Annotated in this window: 17 protein-coding genes and 3 pseudogenes; 10 read left to right on the top strand and 10 right to left on the bottom strand. The window is 46.3% G+C overall.

Annotated features, from left to right (window positions below):
• Positions 1–23: 23 nt before the first annotated feature.
• Together sat and cysC are read left to right on the top strand one after the other, a co-directional pair.
• Entirely contained in the window at positions 24–1,193 is a 1,170-nt protein-coding gene (sat, locus tag AU387_RS16820) for a sulfate adenylyltransferase (RefSeq protein WP_082687944.1), read from the top strand.
• A complete protein-coding gene (gene cysC, locus AU387_RS16825; protein ID WP_059336310.1) occupies positions 1,190–1,789 on the top strand; it encodes an adenylyl-sulfate kinase in 600 nt (199 codons plus the stop codon). Before sat ends, cysC begins: the two co-directional genes overlap by 4 nt.
• A gap of 25 nt (positions 1,790–1,814) precedes the next feature.
• Here cysC and AU387_RS16830 read toward each other — a convergent pair whose 3' ends face one another.
• Positions 1,815–2,618 carry an alpha/beta fold hydrolase gene (locus tag AU387_RS16830; RefSeq protein WP_059336312.1) on the bottom strand — a complete coding sequence of 268 codons (804 nt, stop codon included), beginning with the start codon at positions 2,616–2,618 and terminating at the stop codon, positions 1,815–1,817.
• Between the two features lie 207 nt (positions 2,619–2,825).
• Here AU387_RS16830 and AU387_RS16835 point away from each other — a divergent pair, with 207 nt between their 5' ends.
• On the top strand, positions 2,826–3,464 hold the full coding sequence (locus AU387_RS16835) for a pentapeptide repeat-containing protein (protein WP_059293069.1): 639 nt from the start codon (positions 2,826–2,828) through the stop codon (positions 3,462–3,464).
• Between the two features lies 1 nt (position 3,465).
• Here the strand turns inward: AU387_RS16835 and pdxR are convergent, their stop codons facing one another.
• Positions 3,466–4,923, bottom strand: coding sequence for a MocR-like pyridoxine biosynthesis transcription factor PdxR (pdxR, locus tag AU387_RS16840; protein WP_082687959.1), 1,458 nt, complete (start codon positions 4,921–4,923; stop codon positions 3,466–3,468).
• A gap of 87 nt (positions 4,924–5,010) precedes the next feature.
• Between pdxR and AU387_RS16845 the strand changes: the two are divergent.
• Together AU387_RS16845 and AU387_RS16850 are read left to right on the top strand one after the other, a co-directional pair.
• Positions 5,011–5,650, top strand: a pseudogene (locus AU387_RS16845) (LysE/ArgO family amino acid transporter); the annotation flags it as partial.
• A 56-nt stretch (positions 5,651–5,706) separates the two neighbouring features.
• Positions 5,707–6,216, top strand: coding sequence for a DinB family protein (locus tag AU387_RS16850; protein WP_059293070.1), 510 nt, complete (start codon positions 5,707–5,709; stop codon positions 6,214–6,216).
• A gap of 51 nt (positions 6,217–6,267) precedes the next feature.
• Here the strand turns inward: AU387_RS16850 and iolX are convergent, their stop codons facing one another.
• The 3 genes from iolX to AU387_RS16865 all read right to left on the bottom strand — a co-directional run bounded on the left by iolX (position 6,268) and on the right by AU387_RS16865 (position 9,407).
• Complete coding sequence (iolX, locus tag AU387_RS16855; RefSeq protein WP_059293071.1) at positions 6,268–7,296, bottom strand: scyllo-inositol 2-dehydrogenase; 1,029 nt, start codon at positions 7,294–7,296, stop codon at positions 6,268–6,270.
• Between the two features lie 207 nt (positions 7,297–7,503).
• A complete protein-coding gene (locus tag AU387_RS16860) occupies positions 7,504–8,526 on the bottom strand; it encodes a LacI family DNA-binding transcriptional regulator (RefSeq protein WP_044156456.1) in 1,023 nt (340 codons plus the stop codon).
• A 17-nt stretch (positions 8,527–8,543) separates the two neighbouring features.
• Positions 8,544–9,407 (bottom strand): AraC family transcriptional regulator, encoded by an 864-nt coding sequence (locus AU387_RS16865; RefSeq protein ID WP_059293073.1) that lies wholly within the window; start codon positions 9,405–9,407, stop codon positions 8,544–8,546.
• Positions 9,408–9,530: 123 nt separating this feature from the next.
• Here AU387_RS16865 and AU387_RS16870 point away from each other — a divergent pair, with 123 nt between their 5' ends.
• Positions 9,531–10,898, top strand: coding sequence for an MATE family efflux transporter (locus AU387_RS16870; RefSeq protein WP_059293074.1), 1,368 nt, complete (start codon positions 9,531–9,533; stop codon positions 10,896–10,898).
• Between the two features lie 28 nt (positions 10,899–10,926).
• Here AU387_RS16870 and AU387_RS16875 read toward each other — a convergent pair.
• A pseudogene (locus AU387_RS16875) lies at positions 10,927–11,755 on the bottom strand (phytoene/squalene synthase family protein).
• Between the two features lie 266 nt (positions 11,756–12,021).
• On the opposite strand from AU387_RS16875, the gene AU387_RS16885 reads away from it, so the two are divergent.
• Positions 12,022–12,501, top strand: coding sequence for a DinB family protein (locus tag AU387_RS16885; RefSeq protein ID WP_075745260.1), 480 nt, complete (start codon positions 12,022–12,024; stop codon positions 12,499–12,501).
• 149 nt (positions 12,502–12,650) lie between these two features.
• Here AU387_RS16885 and asnB read toward each other — a convergent pair whose 3' ends face one another.
• Positions 12,651–14,495, bottom strand: coding sequence for an asparagine synthase (glutamine-hydrolyzing) (gene asnB / locus AU387_RS16890; protein ID WP_059336315.1), 1,845 nt, complete (start codon positions 14,493–14,495; stop codon positions 12,651–12,653).
• A 174-nt stretch (positions 14,496–14,669) separates the two neighbouring features.
• On the opposite strand from asnB, the gene AU387_RS16895 reads away from it, so the two are divergent.
• Positions 14,670–15,227 carry a DUF2777 domain-containing protein gene (locus tag AU387_RS16895; RefSeq protein ID WP_059293077.1) on the top strand — a complete coding sequence of 186 codons (558 nt, stop codon included), beginning with the start codon at positions 14,670–14,672 and terminating at the stop codon, positions 15,225–15,227.
• A 29-nt stretch (positions 15,228–15,256) separates the two neighbouring features.
• On the opposite strand, the pseudogene AU387_RS16900 reads toward AU387_RS16895, so the two are convergent.
• From AU387_RS16900 to AU387_RS16910, 3 genes and pseudogenes are all read right to left on the bottom strand, one after another.
• Positions 15,257–17,942, bottom strand: a pseudogene (locus tag AU387_RS16900) (S8 family serine peptidase).
• 168 nt (positions 17,943–18,110) lie between these two features.
• Entirely contained in the window at positions 18,111–18,467 is a 357-nt protein-coding gene (locus tag AU387_RS16905; protein ID WP_044156468.1) for a YisL family protein, read from the bottom strand.
• 114 nt (positions 18,468–18,581) lie between these two features.
• Positions 18,582–19,487, bottom strand: a complete 906-nt coding sequence (locus tag AU387_RS16910; protein ID WP_044156469.1) for a fumarylacetoacetate hydrolase family protein — start codon at positions 19,485–19,487, stop codon at positions 18,582–18,584.
• Positions 19,488–19,643: 156 nt separating this feature from the next.
• Between AU387_RS16910 and AU387_RS16915 the strand changes: the two genes are divergently transcribed.
• Complete coding sequence (locus AU387_RS16915; protein WP_059336319.1) at positions 19,644–20,600, top strand: CotH kinase family protein; 957 nt, start codon at positions 19,644–19,646, stop codon at positions 20,598–20,600.
• 152 nt (positions 20,601–20,752) lie between these two features.
• A complete protein-coding gene (locus AU387_RS16920) occupies positions 20,753–20,917 on the top strand; it encodes an aspartyl-phosphate phosphatase Spo0E family protein (protein ID WP_024120848.1) in 165 nt (54 codons plus the stop codon).
• Positions 20,918–21,121 lie beyond the last annotated feature (204 nt).

A 21,121-nucleotide genomic window follows, 5' to 3' on the forward strand; every position in this document is an offset into this window, starting at 1 on the left:
ACGCAAAGATGGAGGTTAAGCACGTGAATGCAATCGAGCCCCATGGAGGGGTGTTAATCAACCGCATCGATCCCGCATGCACTTTTGATGGCTGCACTTGCGAAGCTGAGCTTGATCAGCTGGCACTGAGCGACCTCGAGCTTATCGCGATCGGCGGCTACAGCCCGTTAACAGGTTTTTTGGGAGAAAAAGATTATCATTCCGTTGTGAAAGAGATGAGGCTGGCGAACGGTTTGCCGTGGAGCCTGCCTATTACGCTGCCTGTCAGCGAAGAAACAGCCAAACAGCTGTCTGTCGGAAATCACGTGAAGCTTGTGAAACACGGCGTGACGTACGGCATGATGACAGTGACCGATATCTATCAGCCAGATAAAACACAGGAGGCGCTGTCTGTTTATAAAACAAACGATCCCGCCCACCCCGGAGTAAAGAAACTGCTGGAGCGTCCGGACTTTTATATTGGAGGGCCTATCCTTGTCAGCCGCCTTCCCGATAAGTCCTTCGAACAGTTTTATGCAGCGCCGGCACAAACGAGAACGGCCTTTGAAAAGCTCGGCTGGAAAACGATTGTCGGCTTTCAGACGCGGAATCCCGTTCACAGAGCCCATGAATATATTCAAAAAACAGCGTTGGAAACCGTCGACGGTCTGCTGCTTCATCCGCTAGTAGGAGAAACGAAATCAGATGATATTCCGAGTGATATCAGAATGGAAAGCTACCAAGTACTGCTTGACCAGTATTATCCAAAGGATCGGGTGATGTTATCGGTGTTCCCTGCCGCCATGCGGTATGCCGGGCCGCGTGAAGCGATTTTCCATGCGCTCGTCCGCAAAAATTACGGCTGCACCCATTTTATCGTCGGACGCGATCATGCAGGCGTCGGCAGCTATTACGGAACATACGACGCACAGACCATTTTCGGATCATTCACCGAGGAAGAGCTGGGCATCAAGCCGCTGTTTTTTGAGCATAGCTTTTACTGCCGGAAATGCGGAAATATGGGCACCTCCAAAACGTGTCCGCACAGCGCGAGAGATCACATCCATTTATCAGGCACTAAAGTGAGGGAGCTTCTCCGCCAAGGCAAAAAGCCGCCGAAAGAATTCAGCCGGCCCGAGGTTGCAAGCGTGCTGATAAAAGGGCTCCATCAGCAGCCTGTTGCCATTCAGAGAAACAGCGGGGGATCAGAATGACACACAACCCGAATATCGTTTGGCATCCAGCAGTGATCCAAAAATCTGACAGACAGAGCTTAAACGGACATAAAAGCTGCGCCCTTTGGTTTACCGGTCTGTCCGGCTCAGGAAAATCAGTGCTCGCCAATGCCGTAGATGAAAAGCTCTATCACATGGGAATTCGGAGTTATGTCCTTGACGGCGATAATATCCGCCACGGATTGAATCGAGATCTCGGCTTTCGGACTGAGGACAGAATCGAAAACATCCGCCGGATCGGTGAAGTCGCAAAGCTGTTTGTCGATAGCGGTCAAATGATCTTAACAGCCTTTATTTCTCCGTTCAGAGAGGATCGGGATATGGTCAGAGCGCTGTTTCCCGACGGAGAATTTCTCGAAATTTATGTGAAGTGCCCGCTCCAGGTTTGTGAACAGCGGGACCCGAAAGGTCTTTATAAAAAAGCGCGCAACGGAGACATTAAACATTTCACGGGGATTGATTCTCCCTATGAAGCGCCTCTTTCTCCCGATTTGATCATTGAATCCGACCAAACGTCCATTGCGGATGGGGCTGATTTGATCATCAAAGAATTGCAGCACAAAGGCATCATTTAAAAAACCCGACATTGATCGGGTTTTTTTATTTAGCAAACTGCGCAATCAGGCTGTTTATTTTTTCTTTTTCCTCATAAAAGAGCCCGTGCCCATTGTTTTCAAACGGAACCAATTCCGACTGCTTTATGCCGCGTTTTAATTCTTTGGCAAAATCAAACGGAGCGATTTTGTCCTTTCTGCCGTGCAGGATGAGTGTCGGCACCTTGATTTCCGCCATATCCTTTCTGAGATCCTCGTCTCTTAACGCAATGCCTGAGTGAATCGTTCCGTAAGAGGAAGCGTCCAGCAAAAGATTCTGGAACCATTGCTGGAACTCCGGAGAAACTTGTTTCTCGAAAAACTGTCTTCCCAGGTCAGCAAGCGTTTTCGGCCGATCGCTTTTGAATTGTTCAATCATGTCATCAATGTCCTGTTTCCTCATGCCGTACGGATAACCCGGGCGCTTTGTAAATGCTGGCGCGGCCGCTGACAATAAAACAAGTTTATCGATATCGGCGCTCTCATGCCTTGCCATGTAACGGATCGCAATTGCGCCGCCCATCGAAAAGCCGGCGAGAATCGCATTCTCAAGCTGAAGCGTATAAATAACGGCTTTCACGTCATCTGCCATCGTATTATAATCGTAGCCTTCCCACGGGCGGTCGGAATCACCGTAGCCCCGAAAATCGATGCCAATAAAACGGAAACCTCTTTTCGGCAGCTCATTCATTTGATATTCAAACATCTTATGATTCAGCGGCCAGCCATGCAAGAAGATAATAGGCCTTCCATGCCCGATATCCTCCACAAACAGTGTCACATGCTCCTCGGTTTTTACGTAATGCCCCACTCCACATTCCTCCTGTTCCCTTTTCTTTCCCGTCTTGTAAACGCCTTGACGTTCGGGAAGCTTTGCATTTATGCTTACAAAACAAGCGGGCTGCAACACCCAGAAAAGGCTCTTCACGTTTTACTATATGTATCAATCCGCGGAAACGATCTATGAAATTGATCCTGATGGCTTTAGGTCATTCAGGAATGTAAAGGATGTCAAATCATGAATAAAACAGCGATTCAAAAACCGTACGTACCAGAAAACCTGCAAGCCGCCGATTTTCATGAAACGGCTGCAACAGATGATGTGATCAGCATGCATTTATTTGAAGATTGTTCAATTTCCAGTGAAGACATAGACAGGCTTTGTATTGAAAAAACCGTATTTCGGAATGTCGTGTTTATCGATGTTTCCTTTCGTTTTATTGAGCTGACAGATGTGATTTTCGAAAAATGCGATTTATCGAACGCTGATTTCAGCGGGGCTGTTCTGCACAGAACTTTATTTAAGCAATCGAAAATGGTCGGGATGAACCTGGCTGACTCAACGCTGCGGAATGTGTCGTTCGAGGAATGTCACGGGCAATTCAGTTCATTTTATTATTCAAATATGAAACACGTTCTGTTTCATCATTGTGTCCTTCTGCAAAGTGAATGCAGCAGCATGGCGCTCCAGCAGACACACTTTGATGCGTGCGAACTGGAGGGCGCCAACTTTACCGGTACGTCACTTCAAAACGCGGACATCAGCTCCTGCCGGTTTGAACAGATCCATGTCTCACTAGACAAATTAAAGGGCTGCAAAATTGCTCCGGAGCACGCAATGGCCTTTGCGAGAGCGCTGGGAGCTGTCATCGTCTAGCTTAAGCCTGCGTCATCAGGCGGCGGGCTGTATCTGCAGCCGCCTTGATGCCGATTTTCAAATCCTGAAGAGACGCATAGGAATACGACAGCCGAATGCTGTGCCGGTCTTCGCCGTCATAAACGGAACCGGGGTTCACCAGCACCTGCTGTTTCAGTAATTCAAGAAACAGCTGCCTGACAGGCAGTTGTTTCTTGAATGTGACCCATATATAAAAGCCGCCGGCTGGGATGCGCCACTCGGCAATATCTCCTGCATACTGCTGAAGTAACTGAAGTGCCGCGTCTCTCCTTTTCTTCAGCTCCTTTCTTACCCAAGCGAGGTGTTCTTCATAATATCCTTGTGACAGCCATTGCGCCGCGGCCCATTGAGAGAGGCCGCTCGATCCGTAATCCGTCTGCATTTTAATGTCAGCCAGCCTTTCAACAACTGGTTCCGGACCGGCCAGCCAGCCGATTCGAAGACCGGGGCTTACTGTTTTCGAAAACGTGCCGAGATACAGGACATTGCCTTCCTGATCCATCGACTTTAACGGCAGCGGCGGCTGTTCTTCAAACCACAAATCACCGTATGCATCATCCTCAATGACCGGCAGCTGCTCTTTTTTTGACAGACTGACAACCTCTTCCCTTCTCTTCTCCGACATCACAATGCCAGTCGGATTATGAAACGACGGAATCGTGTAAAGCAGCTGGCCCCCGTATTGCTTCCGGTAAGCTGAAATCAGCCCCGCCTGCATTCCTTCTTCATCCATCGGCACACCGCGAAGCCGCATCCCTGCGGATTGAAAAACATGCAAAGAGTGAAGATAGGAAGGTTTTTCTGTCAAAATGACTGAGTCCCGCTTTAAAAGCCCGATCGAAATGAGCTGGAGCGCCTGCAGTGCGCCGGATACAATTAAAATGGCTGAAGGTGACACATTGATATGCTTTGTTTTTAAATGCTCAGCCACCGCCTCCCGCAGGTCTATATTTCCTTTCGGCTGTTCGTATCCTAAAGACAGAACATGCGGATTGATTTGCTGAAACATCCTGCGCATCGTTTCAGCCGGCAGCAGCTCTGATGAAAGCTCTCCAGTCCCCAGCCGAATGATATCCGCTCGCGCCTCGTTTTTATTGATATCCTGAATGATAGAAGAATTGGGATGATGAATCCCTGAGCGGACATAGGTGCTCCAATCAAGCGGCGGAGCCGACGCAAGCACGCTCCATGTGCTGTTTACTACCTTTGTGCCGCCGCCTCTTCTCCCCTCTAACAGACCTTGAGACGTGAGTTCATCAATCGCCGATGTCACTGTGCTTCGGTTGACCTGAAACATATCCGCCAGCGTTCTTTGCGACGGAATTTTCGTCCCTACAGCCCACTCGCCATGGAGAATTTTTTCTTTTATATATTGTTCGATTTGCCGATGAAGCGGAATGTCCGATTCACGGCTCGGCTGCCAATGTGACAACGTTATGCCCCCTTTTTTCACATTATACATTTGGCTGGTTTCAAAACCAACCAAATGGCCGGAGACATGTAAAATCTTCTCTATTATTATGAGAAAAACAGATGTGAAAGGAGTTTTTTTCAGCATGAATGCAATGATTCACGGAATCGTGCTGGCCTTCGGCTTAATTTTGCCGCTGGGGGCGCAGAATGTATTTATTTTTCAGCAGGGAGCGTGGCAAAGGCATATTTGGCTGGCGCTTCCAGCCGTCATCAGTGCTTCTGTCTGCGATACCCTGCTCATTGTGTTAGCGGTTGCGGGTGTATCTGTCATTGTGCAGCAGGTGCCTGTTTTTGAGACGGGAATGATGGCCGTGGGATTTTTGTTTCTCATTTACATGGGCTGGGTGACATGGAACAGCCGTCCGAAAACGGATGACAAAGAAAACAATATATTCACAGCAAAGAAACAAGCCGCATTTGCCGCAGCCGTGTCTCTGTTAAACCCGCACGCCATTTTAGACACTGTCGGCGTCATCGGTACAAGCTCTTTGCAGTATTCAGGGCTGGAGAAATGGCTCTTTATGGCCGCCTGCATCGCTGTGTCTTGGATTTGGTTGATCAGTCTTGCGATAGCGGGCCGGCTGTTCCAGACGATAGATACGAGCGGCAGGCTTATGTTGATCGTAAACAAATGTTCTGCGGTGGTAATGTGGGCTGCCGCCGTCTATTTCTTGTTCTCGATCTTTCGTTAACTGGAGGAAACCACAGCCTAAACATCGAATTGTATTTAGAAAAGGGGGCGATGTTTGTGACTGATGCTAAACAATTTTATGACTACCATTCCTGGGCGAACAAGCGAATCTTGAACCATATCGAACACCTGCCGGAGGGAACTGCTTATCAAGAAGTAAAGAGCGTATTCCCTTCAGTCAGTGACGTACTGCTTCATATGTGCAGGGCTGACTACATATGGCTGAACGTTCTTTCGGGAGTGGACTACCAAGAGATTATAGACGGCACAGGGAAGTTCGAGTCCGCGCATGGCAATATGACAGCGATTAAACAGCACGCTTCCGAGTTGGAATTACAGTATCATCATTTCTTCAGCCGCCAAACGGACTTAGAACAGACCTTCTCCATGCAGCATCCGAAACTCGGTACACTGGAATCAACCTATGCAGACACCATCCTGCATGTCGTCAATCACGGCACTTATCACAGAGGGAACGTGACAGCCATGCTAAGACAGCTGGGTCATTCAGGCGTACCTACTGATTATATGTACTTTTTATATGAGAAAAGAGAAAGCAAGGGCTAAACTGTCCTTGCTTTTTTTGGCGGAAAAGCCTCAAATGGAACCTATTAACTTTTACATACCTGTATAAGCACGCTCCACATCAAGCTGTACAGACCTGCCGCTTCGATACGAATCGGTCGCGGCGATGCCGACTTCTAAATTGATTGTCGCATCGACATCTGTCACAATCGGTGTTTTTCCATTTCGGACGCACTCTGCAAAATGCTGCAGTTCTAAGCAGTAGGCTTCATGAAAACGAGTTTGAAAGTCTGGGATGATCTCATAGCTACTCCCTTTAGCAGTCAGGATGGTCACATTTTGGTTTCTCAATGTCCCTATGAAAATACTGCCCTCTGTCCCGATAATTTCTGCACGGATATCATGGCCGTATGGAGAGGTTCTGCTTGCCTCGACGTCTCCCGCTGCGCCGGAATCAAATTCTAAATACGTCAGCGCCTGATCAACATCGCCGTATTGTTCCATAAACGGGTTGTTTAAAATACGGCCGTGTCCGGAAACAGAAGTGATCTCCGCTCCGAGCAAATATCGGGCAATATCGTAATCATGGATGGAACAGTCGATAAAGATCCCTCCGCTATGTTTGATAAACTCAGCGGGAGGCGCTCCTTGATCGCGTGTAAAGCCTTTATAATAGATGGGTTTGCCGATCTCTCCCGCGTCTATCCGCCGTTTCGCATCCGCATATGCAGGATCAAAACGCCTCATAAAACCGACTTGGCAGATGACACCTGTCTCTTTTATTGTTTCAGAAACTGATTTTGATTCCTCAAGGTTTAATGTCAGCGGTTTTTCAACGAAAATCTGCTTGCCGTTTTCCGCCGCTTTGATGATCATTTCCCCATGTGTGCTTGTCGGCGTTACGATGACCACTGCATCAATCTCGGGATCTGCTAAAATCTCATGCGGATCATCCGACCATTTTTCAAGCCCGAATTCTTTAGCGACCTGCTCTGCTCTTTCTGTCATCGGATCACCGACACTGACAAGCTCAGCTCCCGGAACGCTGGTCATAAGGTTTCTTGCGTGATAGTATCCCAGTCTCCCTAACCCTAATACCGCGCATCTTACTCGATTTCCCATGTCCTCATCTCTCCTTAGTCTCCTTTTTCACCGCCTAATGAAAGCGCTTTACCATAATGATTAAAAAAATAGCGGTTCATCCCACTATTTGGCCGATATAATTTTGCGCAAGCGCTTTCTCAAAAGGTGATTTCATTTTACAATGTCCTTTCTTCCCATGCAATATCTTTTTCGCCTTCGCTGTCAAAAAGAAAAGAACCCGCTGCATTATCGGATTCTTTTCTTGAACGGTGCTGTAGAATGTCTGATCACTAGCTCGGGTGATAACACGATTTTTTGTTTTGCCTTTCGTTTTCCTTCGATTTCTTCCGCCAGCAGTTCAATGACGCGCTGCCCCATTTCTTTAATCGGCTGGGCTACCGTTGTCAGGGGCGGATCGACCATTTCAGCAAGGATGGTGTTATCAAACCCGATGATGGACAGGTCATCCGGAACCTTGATGCCTCTTATTCTCGCCGCCTGAATGGCGGCACAGGCCAATACATCGTTAAAAGCAAAAATAGCCGTTGGCCTATCCCTGTCCAGCAATTTTCCCGCCTCTTCCTTTCCGCTCTCCAAAGAGAAGCGTGTCGGAACGATCAGCGACTCATCGACCGGCACATTCGCTTCCCCCATCGCCTGCCGGAATCCTTTGATTCTGTCTGTTTCACCTGTCGTTGACCCATCACCCACAATGCAGGCAATCCTCGTGTGGCCCAGTGACAAAAGATGCTTCGCCGCCTCATACCCGCCTAGAACATCATCCATCACGACGATATCCATCGGTAAAAGGGGCTTATCCTGTGAAATCATGGCGAGCGGGATATGTTCGCTAATGATTTCCTCTAAAGCTGACATGCTGTCATGATTCTCAATTCCTGTCGCAAAAATGATGCCGTCTACGTTTTTTTGCTTTAGGACAGAAAAATATTTCGTTTCTTTTTTCGGATCGTAATCGGTACTGCAAATGATCATCTGAAAACCAAGCTCATCCGCTCTTTCCTCTATGCTTTTCGCGAGCTCGCCGTAAAACGGGTTTGAAATATCAGGCGTCACAAGGCCGATAATATTGGTTCGCTTTCCCGTTAAAGCAGCGGCGTGGACATTGGGCGTGTACTCCATTTCCTTCATCACATTCATGACCCTTTGCCTTGTTTTGTCGCTGATCCGGCCCGTATGGTTAATGACGCGCGATACGGTCGTGATCGAGACACCCGCCTTCCTCGCCACATCGTAAATTGTCGTTTTCATCTTCATCCCTCGTCTGCTTATTGAACTTTCCGGCTGACAATTTTCCGGTATTCAATTGGTGAAATGCCTTCAATTTGCTTAAAGAGCTTTGAAAAGTATGTCGGGTCCTCCATTCCAATCGTTTCCGCGATGACGCCCATTTTATCATTTGTCGAGGATAAAAGACGCTTTGCTTCAGTCATTCTCACCCGATTTGTGTATTGGCCCGGCGTGACACCAAGCACTTGCTGCATGCAGCGGGTCACATAATCCTGATTATAGTGCAAGGCGAGCGACAGATCCTTGATTGTCGTTTTCTCCTTATAATGCTCCTGTAAGTATCGGGCCGCCTCCCATGCCACCCGCTCTTTTGCAGACGGAATTTGAAACGCCTCCTTTTGAAGATGCAGCATCAGCTCTTCAAACAAGATTTGTTTTCTGAGCGGCAAATCGGAGTTTTCTGCGGAGTAATCAATGAGCCTTTCAAACTGCTGCGCCATAAATTGCGGACGCTGCACCTTGCCTTTTCTCGGCAATGCCAGTCCGTAGCGGGCCGGCTCCTCGAAGCTCCCCTTTTCCCGCTGAAGCTCTGCCCAATTGCTGCCCCCTTTTGCAGTAAATTCATATTGATGTTCATCAAAGTGAAGCCAATAATAGGAGGTCGCTTCATCACTGCCCTTTGTCCCATAGTGTTCAAGACCGGGAGAAAGCAAGATATATTCGCCCCCTTCAACAGAGAACGATTTTTCATTTTCAGTGATATATAACGTCCCCTGCTTGACGTATATCAGATCAAATACAGAAAAAACGCGTTTGACATGGGTTTCTCCTTTTTTAAAAACCCCTTCTCCGGCTGCAATAAACACCGGAAAAGGCGGGACTGTAAACAGGATGCGAGGCAATTTGATCACCCTCCTTTTTAAGTCGGATTTTTGCAAGAAGTATCGTTTCTCTCCCTTTTTATTATAAGGAAATGGAGGTACACTTTAAAACGTTGATTTTATTTACGAAAGGGGTTAGACACTATGAAACAAGCTGTCTTCAAATCAACTGCTTTGAAAAAACCCGCTGACAAATCGTTCTCATTATTTTCGCTTACTTGGCCGATCTTTATTGAGGTCTCATTATATATGTTTATGGGTAATGCTGATACACTGATGCTGAGCCAATACTCAGATAACAGTGTGGCGGCAGTCGGCGTCAGCAACCAGATTTTGAATTTAATTATCGTGATGTTCAGCTTTATCGCAACAGGAACAACTGTTGTCATCTCACAATTTTTAGGATCCCGGAAAAAGAAAGAAGCTATGGAAGTCGCTTATGTGTCAATCGCAGCCAACTTCTTCATCAGCCTTGCCATCAGCGCTCTCATCTTTTTTGCGGCAGTTCCCCTGCTTCATATGATGGGATTATCAAATGAGCTGATGCCTGACGCTAAAGTCTTTTTACAAGTTGTCGGAGGTCTGTCCTTTATTCAGGCTTTAATCATGACATTCAGCGCGATCTTAAAAAGCTATGGCTACACAAAGGATACAATGTTTGTCACAATCGGCATGAACATTTTAAACATTGCCGGAAACTTTGTTGTCATTTTTGGTCTGTTCGGCTTTCCAGTTCTCGGCGTAGCCGGTGTTGCCATGTCCACATCTATCGCGCGTGTTATCGGATTAATCGCGATGATTGTCATTGTAAACAAACGCATTCAGCTGAAGATGTCGTTGAAAAAAGTATTTCATATGCATAAAGACCATTTGCGCAAGCTGCTGAAAATCGGCATCCCTTCTGCAGGCGAACAGCTTTCTTATAACCTTTCGCAAATGATTGTCACTTATTTTATTGCCATCATGGGGGCGCAGGCTTTAACAACCAAAGTGTATACGCAAAATATTACGATGTTTATTCTGCTCTTCGGGACTGCGATCAGCCAAGGCACGCAAATTTTAATCGGCCGCTATATCGGCGGCAAACAGTTTGACGCCGCATATGAGCGCTGCATGAAAAGCTTGTATTGGGCGCTCGGAATTGCTGCTGCCACATCTGTTTTGATGACAATCTTTTCAAAAGACCTGATCGGCATCTTCACACAAAGCCCTGATATTATTGCTACCGCAAGCCTTTTGATTGCGATGACCATCATCCTTGAACCGGGCCGCTCGTTTAATGTGATTATTATTAACTCTCTGCGCGCCGCGGGGGATGCGAAATTCCCGGTCTACATGGCGATGATTTCCATGTGGGGCATCGGCCTTCCGCTTGCTTATCTATTCGGCATTCATCTCGGTTTCGGGCTTGCCGGCGTATGGATTTCTTTTATCGCGGATGAATGGGTCCGGGGTATCTTAATGTACAGAAGATGGCGCTCACGGATCTGGATTCAAAAAGGTATGGCGTAACACCCGGCAGAACAAGCCAGGTGTTTTTTTACAGCTCGGACAGAATCATTTTTGCTTCGCTGTCCGTTAAGGCATGCTTGTGTCCAAATACGTTGTACTGCTCTGCTCGGATTTTTTCCAGAATGGCTCGGTACAGCTGAGCTGCAGCTTTTACCGCTTTTTGAGAATACTGAGGGAAAATCGGCAGGGCATCCAGGCACTCTTCAAGGTAAGCCTCCGCTTCAAAAGCGATGTACTCCCACGTCATCGTGAACGCTTTATTGACGGTGCCTTTTTGAAGATCGGCCTCTGTATAGCCGAATTGCTGCATCACCTGGCGGGGAATGCGGTTTTTTTGATGCTGGTCCGTGCCGAGATTGTTTAAAATTCGAATCAGCTGTATGGCCAAGCCGAGAGAGACGGCTGCTTGTTTGAGCTGATCTTGTTTTCGGCGTGTCAGTATCGGCAGCAGCATCAATCCGGCAGCACCGCCCGTCTGATATGCGTACATGAGCAGTTCATCAAGGTCATCATACGGCTTGGTGTCTTCTTTTTGTGCGGCAATAAACTCCCGAAAAGGTTCGCTGTCCAATGTAAAGGTCTGATACGCATGATCAAAAGCCTTCCATAGATGGTGATTACCGTTATTTGTCCTTTGATAAACATGATCAGCCTCAGCTTCAAATGCGGGCAATACCTTTTCGTCTGCACTGGCCGCCGTGTGGCAAAACGACAATACTGCCCAAGCGGCTTGTCTCTGCTTTAGCGGGAGATATGATAATGCTTTGAAACAGGCTGGCGCGTATTCACCAACAATCTGTCCGCATTGCTGGTAAGCTTCATTTATCTCTTTCATTTTTCTCACTCCTATGTATCACTGCTTCTTCAAGTCTAGTATGTTTTTTCCTAATTGTATATGAAGAAAATGCCGATTCTTTCTTTGTAAAAGTAACAAGACGCAGCATGCTACTAAACCTCGTATACCTAGTCTGAACAGCATCATCGACGAGATATGCTTTTTTATTTTGAATGCCATACAACAGATAGAATGTAAACATTTATCAATCATTACTTCAATAATAGAGGAATCACGGAAAAAAGGGCTAATTGTTATTTGATACATGATAGTATTGGAGTGAGTTCAGTGATAAAATTTTTTGAATATAACTGGCAGGTTCGAGATCAATGGTTTACTTGGTGTCATCAACTAACCACTGAAGAATTACTTAAAAATCGTCTTGGCGGGGTAGAGAATATTTTATATACCCTTTTTCATATTATTGATGTGGAATATAGTTGGGTTCGTGCTATCCAAGGAAAAGAAGATATCGTTGTTCAGTTTGCTGATTATCATACACTCAATAAAGTAAAATCTCTCTCAAATACATTCCGAACTGAAATAATTGATGTTTTAGAAACACATTCAGATCAAATAAAAGATGAACTTGTAAGCGTTCCTTGGGAGAAAGGTGTTTTATATACGCGAGATGAAATATTACATCATATAATCGCTCATGAAATTCACCATATTGGTCAACTTTCTGTATGGGCTAGGGAATTAAAGTTAAGCCCGGTATCAGCTAATTTTATCGGCAGAACATTAAAACCTATTCATTCTTATTGAAGGAACGCGGGAACTTTGGCGCAGCAACAATTCGATAGTGCTGTTGTACAAAAAAGGATAGATAGAGCATATATTTTCTCTGCTCATCTATCCTTCTTATTTTAATCTATACATCTCTGGCTTTTAATCACATTTGCATTGCATTGATCCTACCCCTCATCAATATCAATCCGATACGCCTCAAACCATGTATGAATTTGGGCAAGATGGGCGATCAGCTGCGGTCCTTTCATCAGCTGACCGTACCAAGGGACCTGAAAGGAGGAGCCTTCCGTCTCTAAAAGCTGATCCAATTGGTTTCTGTCCAGCAGGGTATGGAGCACGGAGTCCTTTTGGCTCCTGATCGCTTTCAGCCACTCGCTGACTCCTTTTGTATATTCAGGATGGTGCGTTTTCGGATACGGGCTTTTTTTACGATATAAGATTTCATCAGGCAAAATGCCTTCAAGCGCTTTTCGCAAAATGCCTTTTTCCCGGTTGTCATGCATTTTCATTTCCCATGGGATATTCCAGACATATTCAACGAGCCGATGATCTGCAAACGGCACCCGCACCTCAAGGCTCGCCCCCATGCTCATGCGATCCTTCCGGTCCAAAAGATTGGTCATAAACCAAAGCATATTTAAATAGAACAGCTGTCTCCTTGCTTTATCCTCACCTGTTTCACCGTCTAGTAACGGCGTTTCGGCCAAGGTTTCTTCGTATTTCGCATGTACGTATTCTTTCAAATTCAATTTTTTCTGCCACGTATCGGAGAGCAGCTTCACCCGCTCTTCAGTTGATCTCATCCACGGAAAACCGGACTCAACGTCTGCTGTATGGAACCACGGATATCCGCCGAAAATCTCATCCGCGCATTCTCCTGACAGGCTGACGACAAAGTCCTTTTTGATTTCACGGCAAAACCATAATAGGGACGAGTCGACGTCAGCCATTCCCGGAAGGTCTTTGACCAGAACGGCTTCCTCCAAATGATCGACGAGATCTTTTTGGCTGATGACACATTTATGATGCGTCGTGCCGAAGGCCTCTGTCATTTTTTCAATCCACGGCCCGTCGTCATTCGGCTGAAAGGCGCTCGCTTGAAAAAATTTGTCGTTTTCTTCGTAATCAATCGAATAAGTATGAAGCGGGGCTTTTCCTTCCTTTTCAAAATGGCCTGCGGCAATGGCGGTAATCGCACTCGAATCAAGTCCGCCGGATAGGAACGTACAAACCGGAACATCCGACACTAGCTGCCGCGTCACCGCATCCTGAAACAACGATCTCACATTGGCCACACTGTCTTCAAAGCTGTCCGTATGTTTCTCGCTTTTGACATTCCAATAACGCCATATGTTCAGTCCGTCTTTAGAAAACGTCAGCGCATGGGCCGGACGGACTTCATTAATGCCTTTAAACACGCCTGTCCCCGGGGTTCTGGACGGTCCGAGCCCGAAAATTTCCGAGAGACCCGTTCTGTCCACCCGCGCCTTCACCCCGGGGTGTGCGAGGATGGCTTTGAGTTCTGATCCGAAGAGAAAAGAAGAGCCTTGCTCCGTATAAAAAAACGGCTTCACGCCAAGACGGTCTCTCGCCGCAAACAGCAGATCACGCTTTTCATCCCACACGGCAAAGGCGAAAATGCCGTTCAAGCGATCCACACAATTCTCCTGCCATTCAATGTAGCTGTGCAGCAACACCTCGGTATCAGATGTCCGCTCGAACTGATGGCCCCGCGCCCGCAGCTCTTTGCGCAGATCTTCCGTGTTATACAGCTCACCATTGTAAATAATTGTGTACGTATCCCCTTTATAGGTGCATGCCATCGGCTGGCGTCCGCCTTCAATATCAACAACCGCAAGCCTTTTATGTCCGAATAAAACATGGTGCTCTCCCCAAACGTTAGAATCATCAGGCCCCCGTTTGGAAAGAGTGTCTGTCATTCTGTTCATCGTTTGTTTTTCTTGGACGAGCTGCTTTTTAAAGTCGACCCAACCCGTAATTCCACACATGTGATATCAGCTCCAATCCCGTTTCTTTCGGTATCAAATTCGTTTCTTTCAGCACCTTAGTAAGTTTATGCATCTATAGACAGATAGTTGATTTGTCCACAAAAGAGTTGTATGGGACAGACTTGTATTGGAAAGAAAAGAGAGGAACGAAGAAAAAAGGAGAGCACTTCATTTATGAAACGAAAACAATTTCTATATAAAGATGAACAGAAATGGGAATACGGCACCATTCTGGTCGAAGACGGCATATGCTTAATCGAAAACCAGGAAGGTGAAGTGCTGCTGGCGGAAAGTCTTCAAAACAGACCGATATGGATACAGCGCGAAGGGAAGTGGGAGCAGGCCGATTTTCAGGACAAAATGGTTCTGACATGTTACGGAGAAGACATCTCCCTTTCCGGCGGAGAATGCATACGCTATGAAAAATCGGTAAAACGTCCGCTTATGACGCTTCTGGATTCGCTGGATGATGAAACCTTTCTCGCTTTTTTGCAGCATTTGCACAGCTTTGGTTTATCGGTATTCGATTGCGTGTTTTCTTATAATAAAGAGGTCTTTTCAAATATCTCAGAGGAACAGGGTGTTTCCTTTTATCACTTTTCAAATGATACCGCCCAATGCGCGCTGCAGCACCATTACAGCAGAGGAGCGGCTGGCGACCGGTTCGAATGGACGGCTTCCGATGGAAAACGTTCCATTATGTATTCAGCGGTCCAGCGGGGACGCAAATAAAAAAGCGGTGCTTCAGCACCGCTTTTTCTTTATTTTTCTACAACAACCTTTACAGCCTTGCTTTCTTTTTTATCCGTATCAGCTGCCGTGACGTACAGCACAGTCCCGGCTTTTTGTTTTTTGATTTTTACCGTAAAGGCACCTTTTGCGTCAGCTTTACCAGAAGCGATCACTTTTTTCGATTTGTTTTTCACTTTGATCACCGCTTTGCTGCTGGCCGTGCCTTTTACTGCTGTGTCTTTCGTTTTGACAGCCTTTACTTTCGGTGTGCCGGATGGTTTTCCTTTCACGACAACCACTTGTAAGGATGTTTTTGCATCGCCTTTAGAGGCTTTCACATGCAGGACTTTATCTTGTTTCTGAGTCGGGATGCTGACTTTAAATGTACCGTCTTTTCCCGCTTTGGCACTGCCGAGTTTTTTCTTGCCGCTCATCACCTCGATCAGCGTGCCTTCTTTCGCTTTTCCTCTGACGGCTGTTTGCGTGCTTTCCAGCTTATTGATCTTCACCTGTAAGTCAACGGCACTGACAGCCTGCATCACATTCAGCCGGCCGTATCCGGAATGCCAGTCAACTCCTGGAATGCGGGGAATTTCGATTGGATCGCCATTATCGTCATACATTTCCTCTTCTTCACCGTCGGCGCTTTCAAAGGAAATATCGTCCGCTGTCTTTTTCAGGATATCCTCTGCTTCTGTTCTTTTAAGTTTCGGATTTTGCGCAAACAGCAGCCCTGCCGCAGCTGCCGCATAAGGCGTCGCCATGGACGTTCCGCTCATGTACGTCACATTTCCGTTCGGTACCAAGCTCGGGATATCAGAACCCGGCGCACTGATGTCGAGACCTTTCCCGTAGTTAGAGAAGTCTGCTGTCATATCCATGCGGTTCGTTGCTCCGACTGACATGACATATTTAGAGGAAGCTGGGTAAGATAAGGAATTGGCTCCGTCATTTCCGCTGGCTGCCGCAATCAGGACGTTTTTGTCAGCCGCGTATTTCAAAGCAAATTCAAGCACGCGGCTGTAGCCTCCGCCTAAGCTTAAGTTAATGACCTTTGCTCCTTTGTCAGCTGCGTATTTGATGCCGAGGGCAATTTGTTCAGTATCTCCGGAGCCTGTTGAATCAAGCACCTTAACCGGTATAATTTTCGCTTTGGCGTTCAGGCCAGTCATGGAATAGCCGTTATCACTTTGGGCGGCGATAATGCCGGCGACATGCGTTCCATGCCCTTGATCATCCATTGCATTGTTATTCCGTCCCACAAAATTGTGTCCCAGATCGGTTCTTACTTTCCCTTTTAAATCAGCAAGCGTACTGTCTACACCTGTGTCCACAACCGCAATCAATGTATCGTTCAGCTTGCGCTTGGACAGCAATGTGCTGGCAGGCTCATATTTGACATCTGCATTTTTGATGCCGCCGTTTTCACCATTGTTTCTAAGCGGCCACTGGTAAGAGTACTGAACGTCGTTAGACAGGCTTTTGTATTCCTGAATCGGTTCAGCAAATTCTACGTTAGACATTTTGGATAATGTCGCGGCAGCGCTTTTCACACGTTTTGCGCTTGCCGTGTATGTCCCGCTTTGCTTTTGATCCTTCGGCAGTTCAAAAGAGTAGAGGTTGTCAAACAGTTTCTTTGCCTTATTCACATTGGAAATGTCTTTTTTCGATTGCGCGCTGGCAGAAAAGCCCTTCATTTCGTTATGTACTGATGAGAGGCTTTTATTGTCTTTTACCTTAAAAATCACCTTTGTTGTCTGAACTTCGCTTTTTGCCGCCAGGCTGTTTTCAGATAAAGCCGCTCCTGCCGTCTTGCCTTCAAGCTTTGTGATGTTTAATCGCTCCGCCTGTTTCTTTATATCCCCTTTCAGGAAAGACGGAACGGATTGTAAAGCCGTTTCGTATAACTGATTGATTGCTTTTTGATCCTTTTCGGTTACCTTATATGCAGACGCTGCGCCATTTTCTGACACATCGTCAAACATCGGTTTTAACGTCACAAGATCTTGATAGACTTCATTTCTCTCTGTTTTATTGAGTGCGAGTTTTGCAGCAATAAATGGAGCCGCTTTGTAGTAAAGGCTTGTCAGTTCTTTGCCCTCTGCTGTTTGGCTGAGCTGCTCATCACGAATCGCTCTCAGCTTTGCCAGAATGCCTTTTCCCGATTTTTTCTGATCGACACTCATTTCCACCGGGCAGGCTTCTTCCTCTTCCAGATCTGAGGGCTGTTTTTTGGTGCCTGTATATCCAATCGTATATTTGGCTTCGGCAGCTGTTTCTGCGCTTCCTCCGTCTTCCGTTTTCTCTTCCCCAAGGTTCTCAACCTTTACATAGTAAGGGCCGCTCCATGCATAAGGAAAAACAATTTCGCTCTTTCCATCCTCTGCTGTGTAGGAACGGTACATGTCAAACGTCTCATCTTTAAGCGCTTTTTCCTCGCTTGGATAGACAGATACATTCAGAACAGCATCACTCTTAACAGTCAGTGCCATATGCGAGTCTTTCTGAATATCTGCCTTTCCAGGATTCACTTGATACCATTTCGCCTGCTCCGGTTCCTTCATGGTTCCCGTTTGTTCTTTGCCTTTTTCCAGCACACCGGCTGCATCAATGGTTCCGGCAGCAGCTGCTTTGGTGCCTGGAGAAAAAAGGCTGAAGATCAGTGCGAAAATAAGCACTGCCGCCAAAAAAAGAGCTGAATTTTCTTCGTTTCATGTTATCCCTCCTGTAAAATAATGAATCTTTTTGAAGAGTATCATAATTTCATAGGACGAGATACCGCTTACAGGGAATTTTAAGGTTATTTTAAATGATTTGGAATATCAGGGAGGAACCCTATAAAAAAACCCGATTCTCTTTAGAATCGGGTTCAAGCTTTTTCTATTAAAATAATCGGAATCCAATCGGCAGATGAAGACCGAGCAGCACTGTCAGCACAAGGACAATGATAAAGCCGATCCACAGTCCGCCAGTTGATTTTTCTTTTTTCTTGCGGATCAATAGCATTTCCATCAGGCCGATGGTGATAATGCCAAGCAGCATTTTTCCAGCGTATTCCCCGTTCCAGTTGGCGAAACGGACAAACAGCTCAGCACCTGTCAAAATAATAATGATATAGAATAACCGCAGAATCATATGAGTGATTTTGGCGCCCTTCGCACTTCCTGATGAATACAGCGAGTAGCTGACGAAAAGCAGGATCAGCGCTACCACCCATGATGTAATATGCATGTGTGTCATACATGTTCCCCCTATCAGATAAAATTACCCCACTTATAGTACCACGAACTTGTCCCTGGCTACAAAGAAGATTCACAGAAAAAGCGGGCGGTTCCTGTGCCGCCCTCCTTATGATCAGCCGATTTGATTTGACAGCGTTCCGATGGGTTCAATCGTGATGTCGATTTGATCGCCTCGCCGCAGAAATTTCGGCGGTGTAAAGCCTTTTCCTACACCAGACGGCGTGCCGGTCGCAATAATGTCCCCCGCTTCAAGCGTCATCCCCATTGAAAGAGTTTCAATTAATTCCGCGACAGAGAAAATCATATCGCTTGCCGAGCCGGATTGGCGCAGCTCGCCGTTGACCCTCGTTTCAACCTTAAGGCGCTCCGGATCAGGAATTAACGATTTATGTACAAGCACAGGTCCCATCGGACATGTCGTATCCAGACTTTTTCCGATAAAAAACTGCTTATGTCTTTTTTGCAGATCCCGCGCCGTGATATCATTCACAATCGTATATCCGAAAATATGGTCATAAGCTTCTTCTTTCGAAATGCGGGTGCCGCTTTTTCCGATGACGACAGCAAGCTCTCCTTCGTAATCGAGCTGAGAGGTGACCTCCTCATGGCTGTTTACTGCATCACCGTGGCCAGTGACTGTTACAGGCGATTTTGTAAATACCATCGGATGCTCCGGAATGTCAGCCTCGCTGCCCATTTCAATTGCGTGATCCCTATAGTTTTTGCCGATGCACATGATATTTTTTGACGGCTTAGGAATAGGCGCATGGAGCTTCACGTCAGATAATGAGTAAATAAATGAGCCAAGCTCATCATTTGGTTTCTTCGCCCACTCGGCCAGCTGCCTTGCATGCGCAACAAATTTATCCCCTTCTGCGATACACTCAATCAGCGAACCCGGAATCGTCTCAAGTTCAAACAGTTTTTTTTCAGCCCTTTGCAAGTCCATAATTTTATCATCTTCAATGATCAGGCCGACAAACATTCGGTTGTAAAGTTCCCCTGTCGCAAATTTCATGTTATTCCTCCATCATCTTTTAAATCAGAGTTCTACTTCAGTTATTCTCTGTCGAATGCTGAAATTCCTTTTTATCAAATGCGTGTTTTCATTCCCGTTTCGGGACTGGCTCGCTGTACATATCATACAAATGGCTTCTGAGGAGGAGGAAAGAATATGGAAAGCATACATTTATTTTTTCGTCGGCAGCAGCTTAACAGAACGGGGACTGCCAAGGGACTGATGATGACAGACAGAATCGTTTCTCCCATTCTTCTCACACAGCGTGACAGCCTGCAAAAGGCGTCCTATGAAATAAACTGTGATCAGTCTCCGCTCGGTGAAAAAAGGTTTTATCTGAATGCGGAACAAGATGATCCTTCACTGATGCGGCGCAGGCTTGCTTATTGTTTTTTTCATCAAATCGGCGTCGCTTCCCAGGATGCTTCTTACATCTTTCTGATCATTAATGGCCAAAGGGAAGGCATTTATTTGAAAATTGATGGGCTCGATGAGAATCGCCGGCTTCCGAAAGAAGCCATTTTTGAAGTGAAGGATTCCGATCCGAGGGTTCCGCTGTCTGTTTTCAAACACGACGCTTCCATTGAAAACAGACAGCGCACCGCATACTTACGTGAATTTCTCAAGCTGATCTGTACAGCGGAGGATGACGAATTTGCCGAACGAATTAAAATGTATCTTGATGTAAAGCTGTTTTTCCTGTGGCTGATCGGCAGCGCCTGCACCCGCCAAGCCTTTTATTACGGCTTTTGTTTGAACGAGACCGGCCGCTTTCACATCGCTCCAATGGAAACAAAAGCGCTTGCCGCATACGGATTTACAGAAGAAGACCCTCTATTGACAAACGGCCGTACACTTGCGTCAAGACTTCTCTCCATCCCAGCTTTCCGGGCACAATATCACGCGCTAATGAAAAACGTGCTGAGCCGGGAGTTTACGATCGACCGTCTGTCTCCGTTTATCAGAGACTGGCATTTTGACATTTGTCAAAGAGCAGGCGATGATCCTCACATAAAAAAAAGCCCCTTACAATTAGAGAAGGAGCAAGCGAATATCCTGCGCGACATCGAAGAGCGGCAGGACTTTTTACAAGTACACCTGACGAGACTATAGTCCTTTCTCAACCAGAGCAAGTCAAAAAGACCGCAGCAAAAATTGTCGCTTTTTTAGTCAAATTGACGAAAGGCAACCTTTTCAGCCAAAATAGGTTATACTATCTATATCCAGTATGCACCAAAATAAAATCTAGAATTGGAGATTGTTTCATGAATACAAAAATTGAAGAAATGAGAGTTATGCTAATTGAAACAGCACAAAAATACGGTATGAATTCGAAAGAAACGATTCAATGCAGCCAAGAGCTGGACAGTCTGCTCAATATTCGAATTAAAGAAGAAATCACCTCTTGGGGGCAAAACGCCCGTGTGTGATCATATGATATGTATTTAAAGGCTTGCCGCCTCACCCGCCGCTATTGCTCATCAACATCCTGAGACATGCTTCAGGTCGAGAATTTTCCGCCCCGAAAACAACACCTTGAACAATACAGCAGACTCTTTCAGGATCAGCATGAAACATCACACTTCAGCAGCACGAATTACTCCGAAAGACATTTCTTGTACCTCTTTTGCACA

The sequence above is a fragment of the Bacillus halotolerans genome (assembly GCF_001517105.1).
GTDB classification, from domain to species: Bacteria; Bacillota; Bacilli; order Bacillales; family Bacillaceae; genus Bacillus; species Bacillus halotolerans.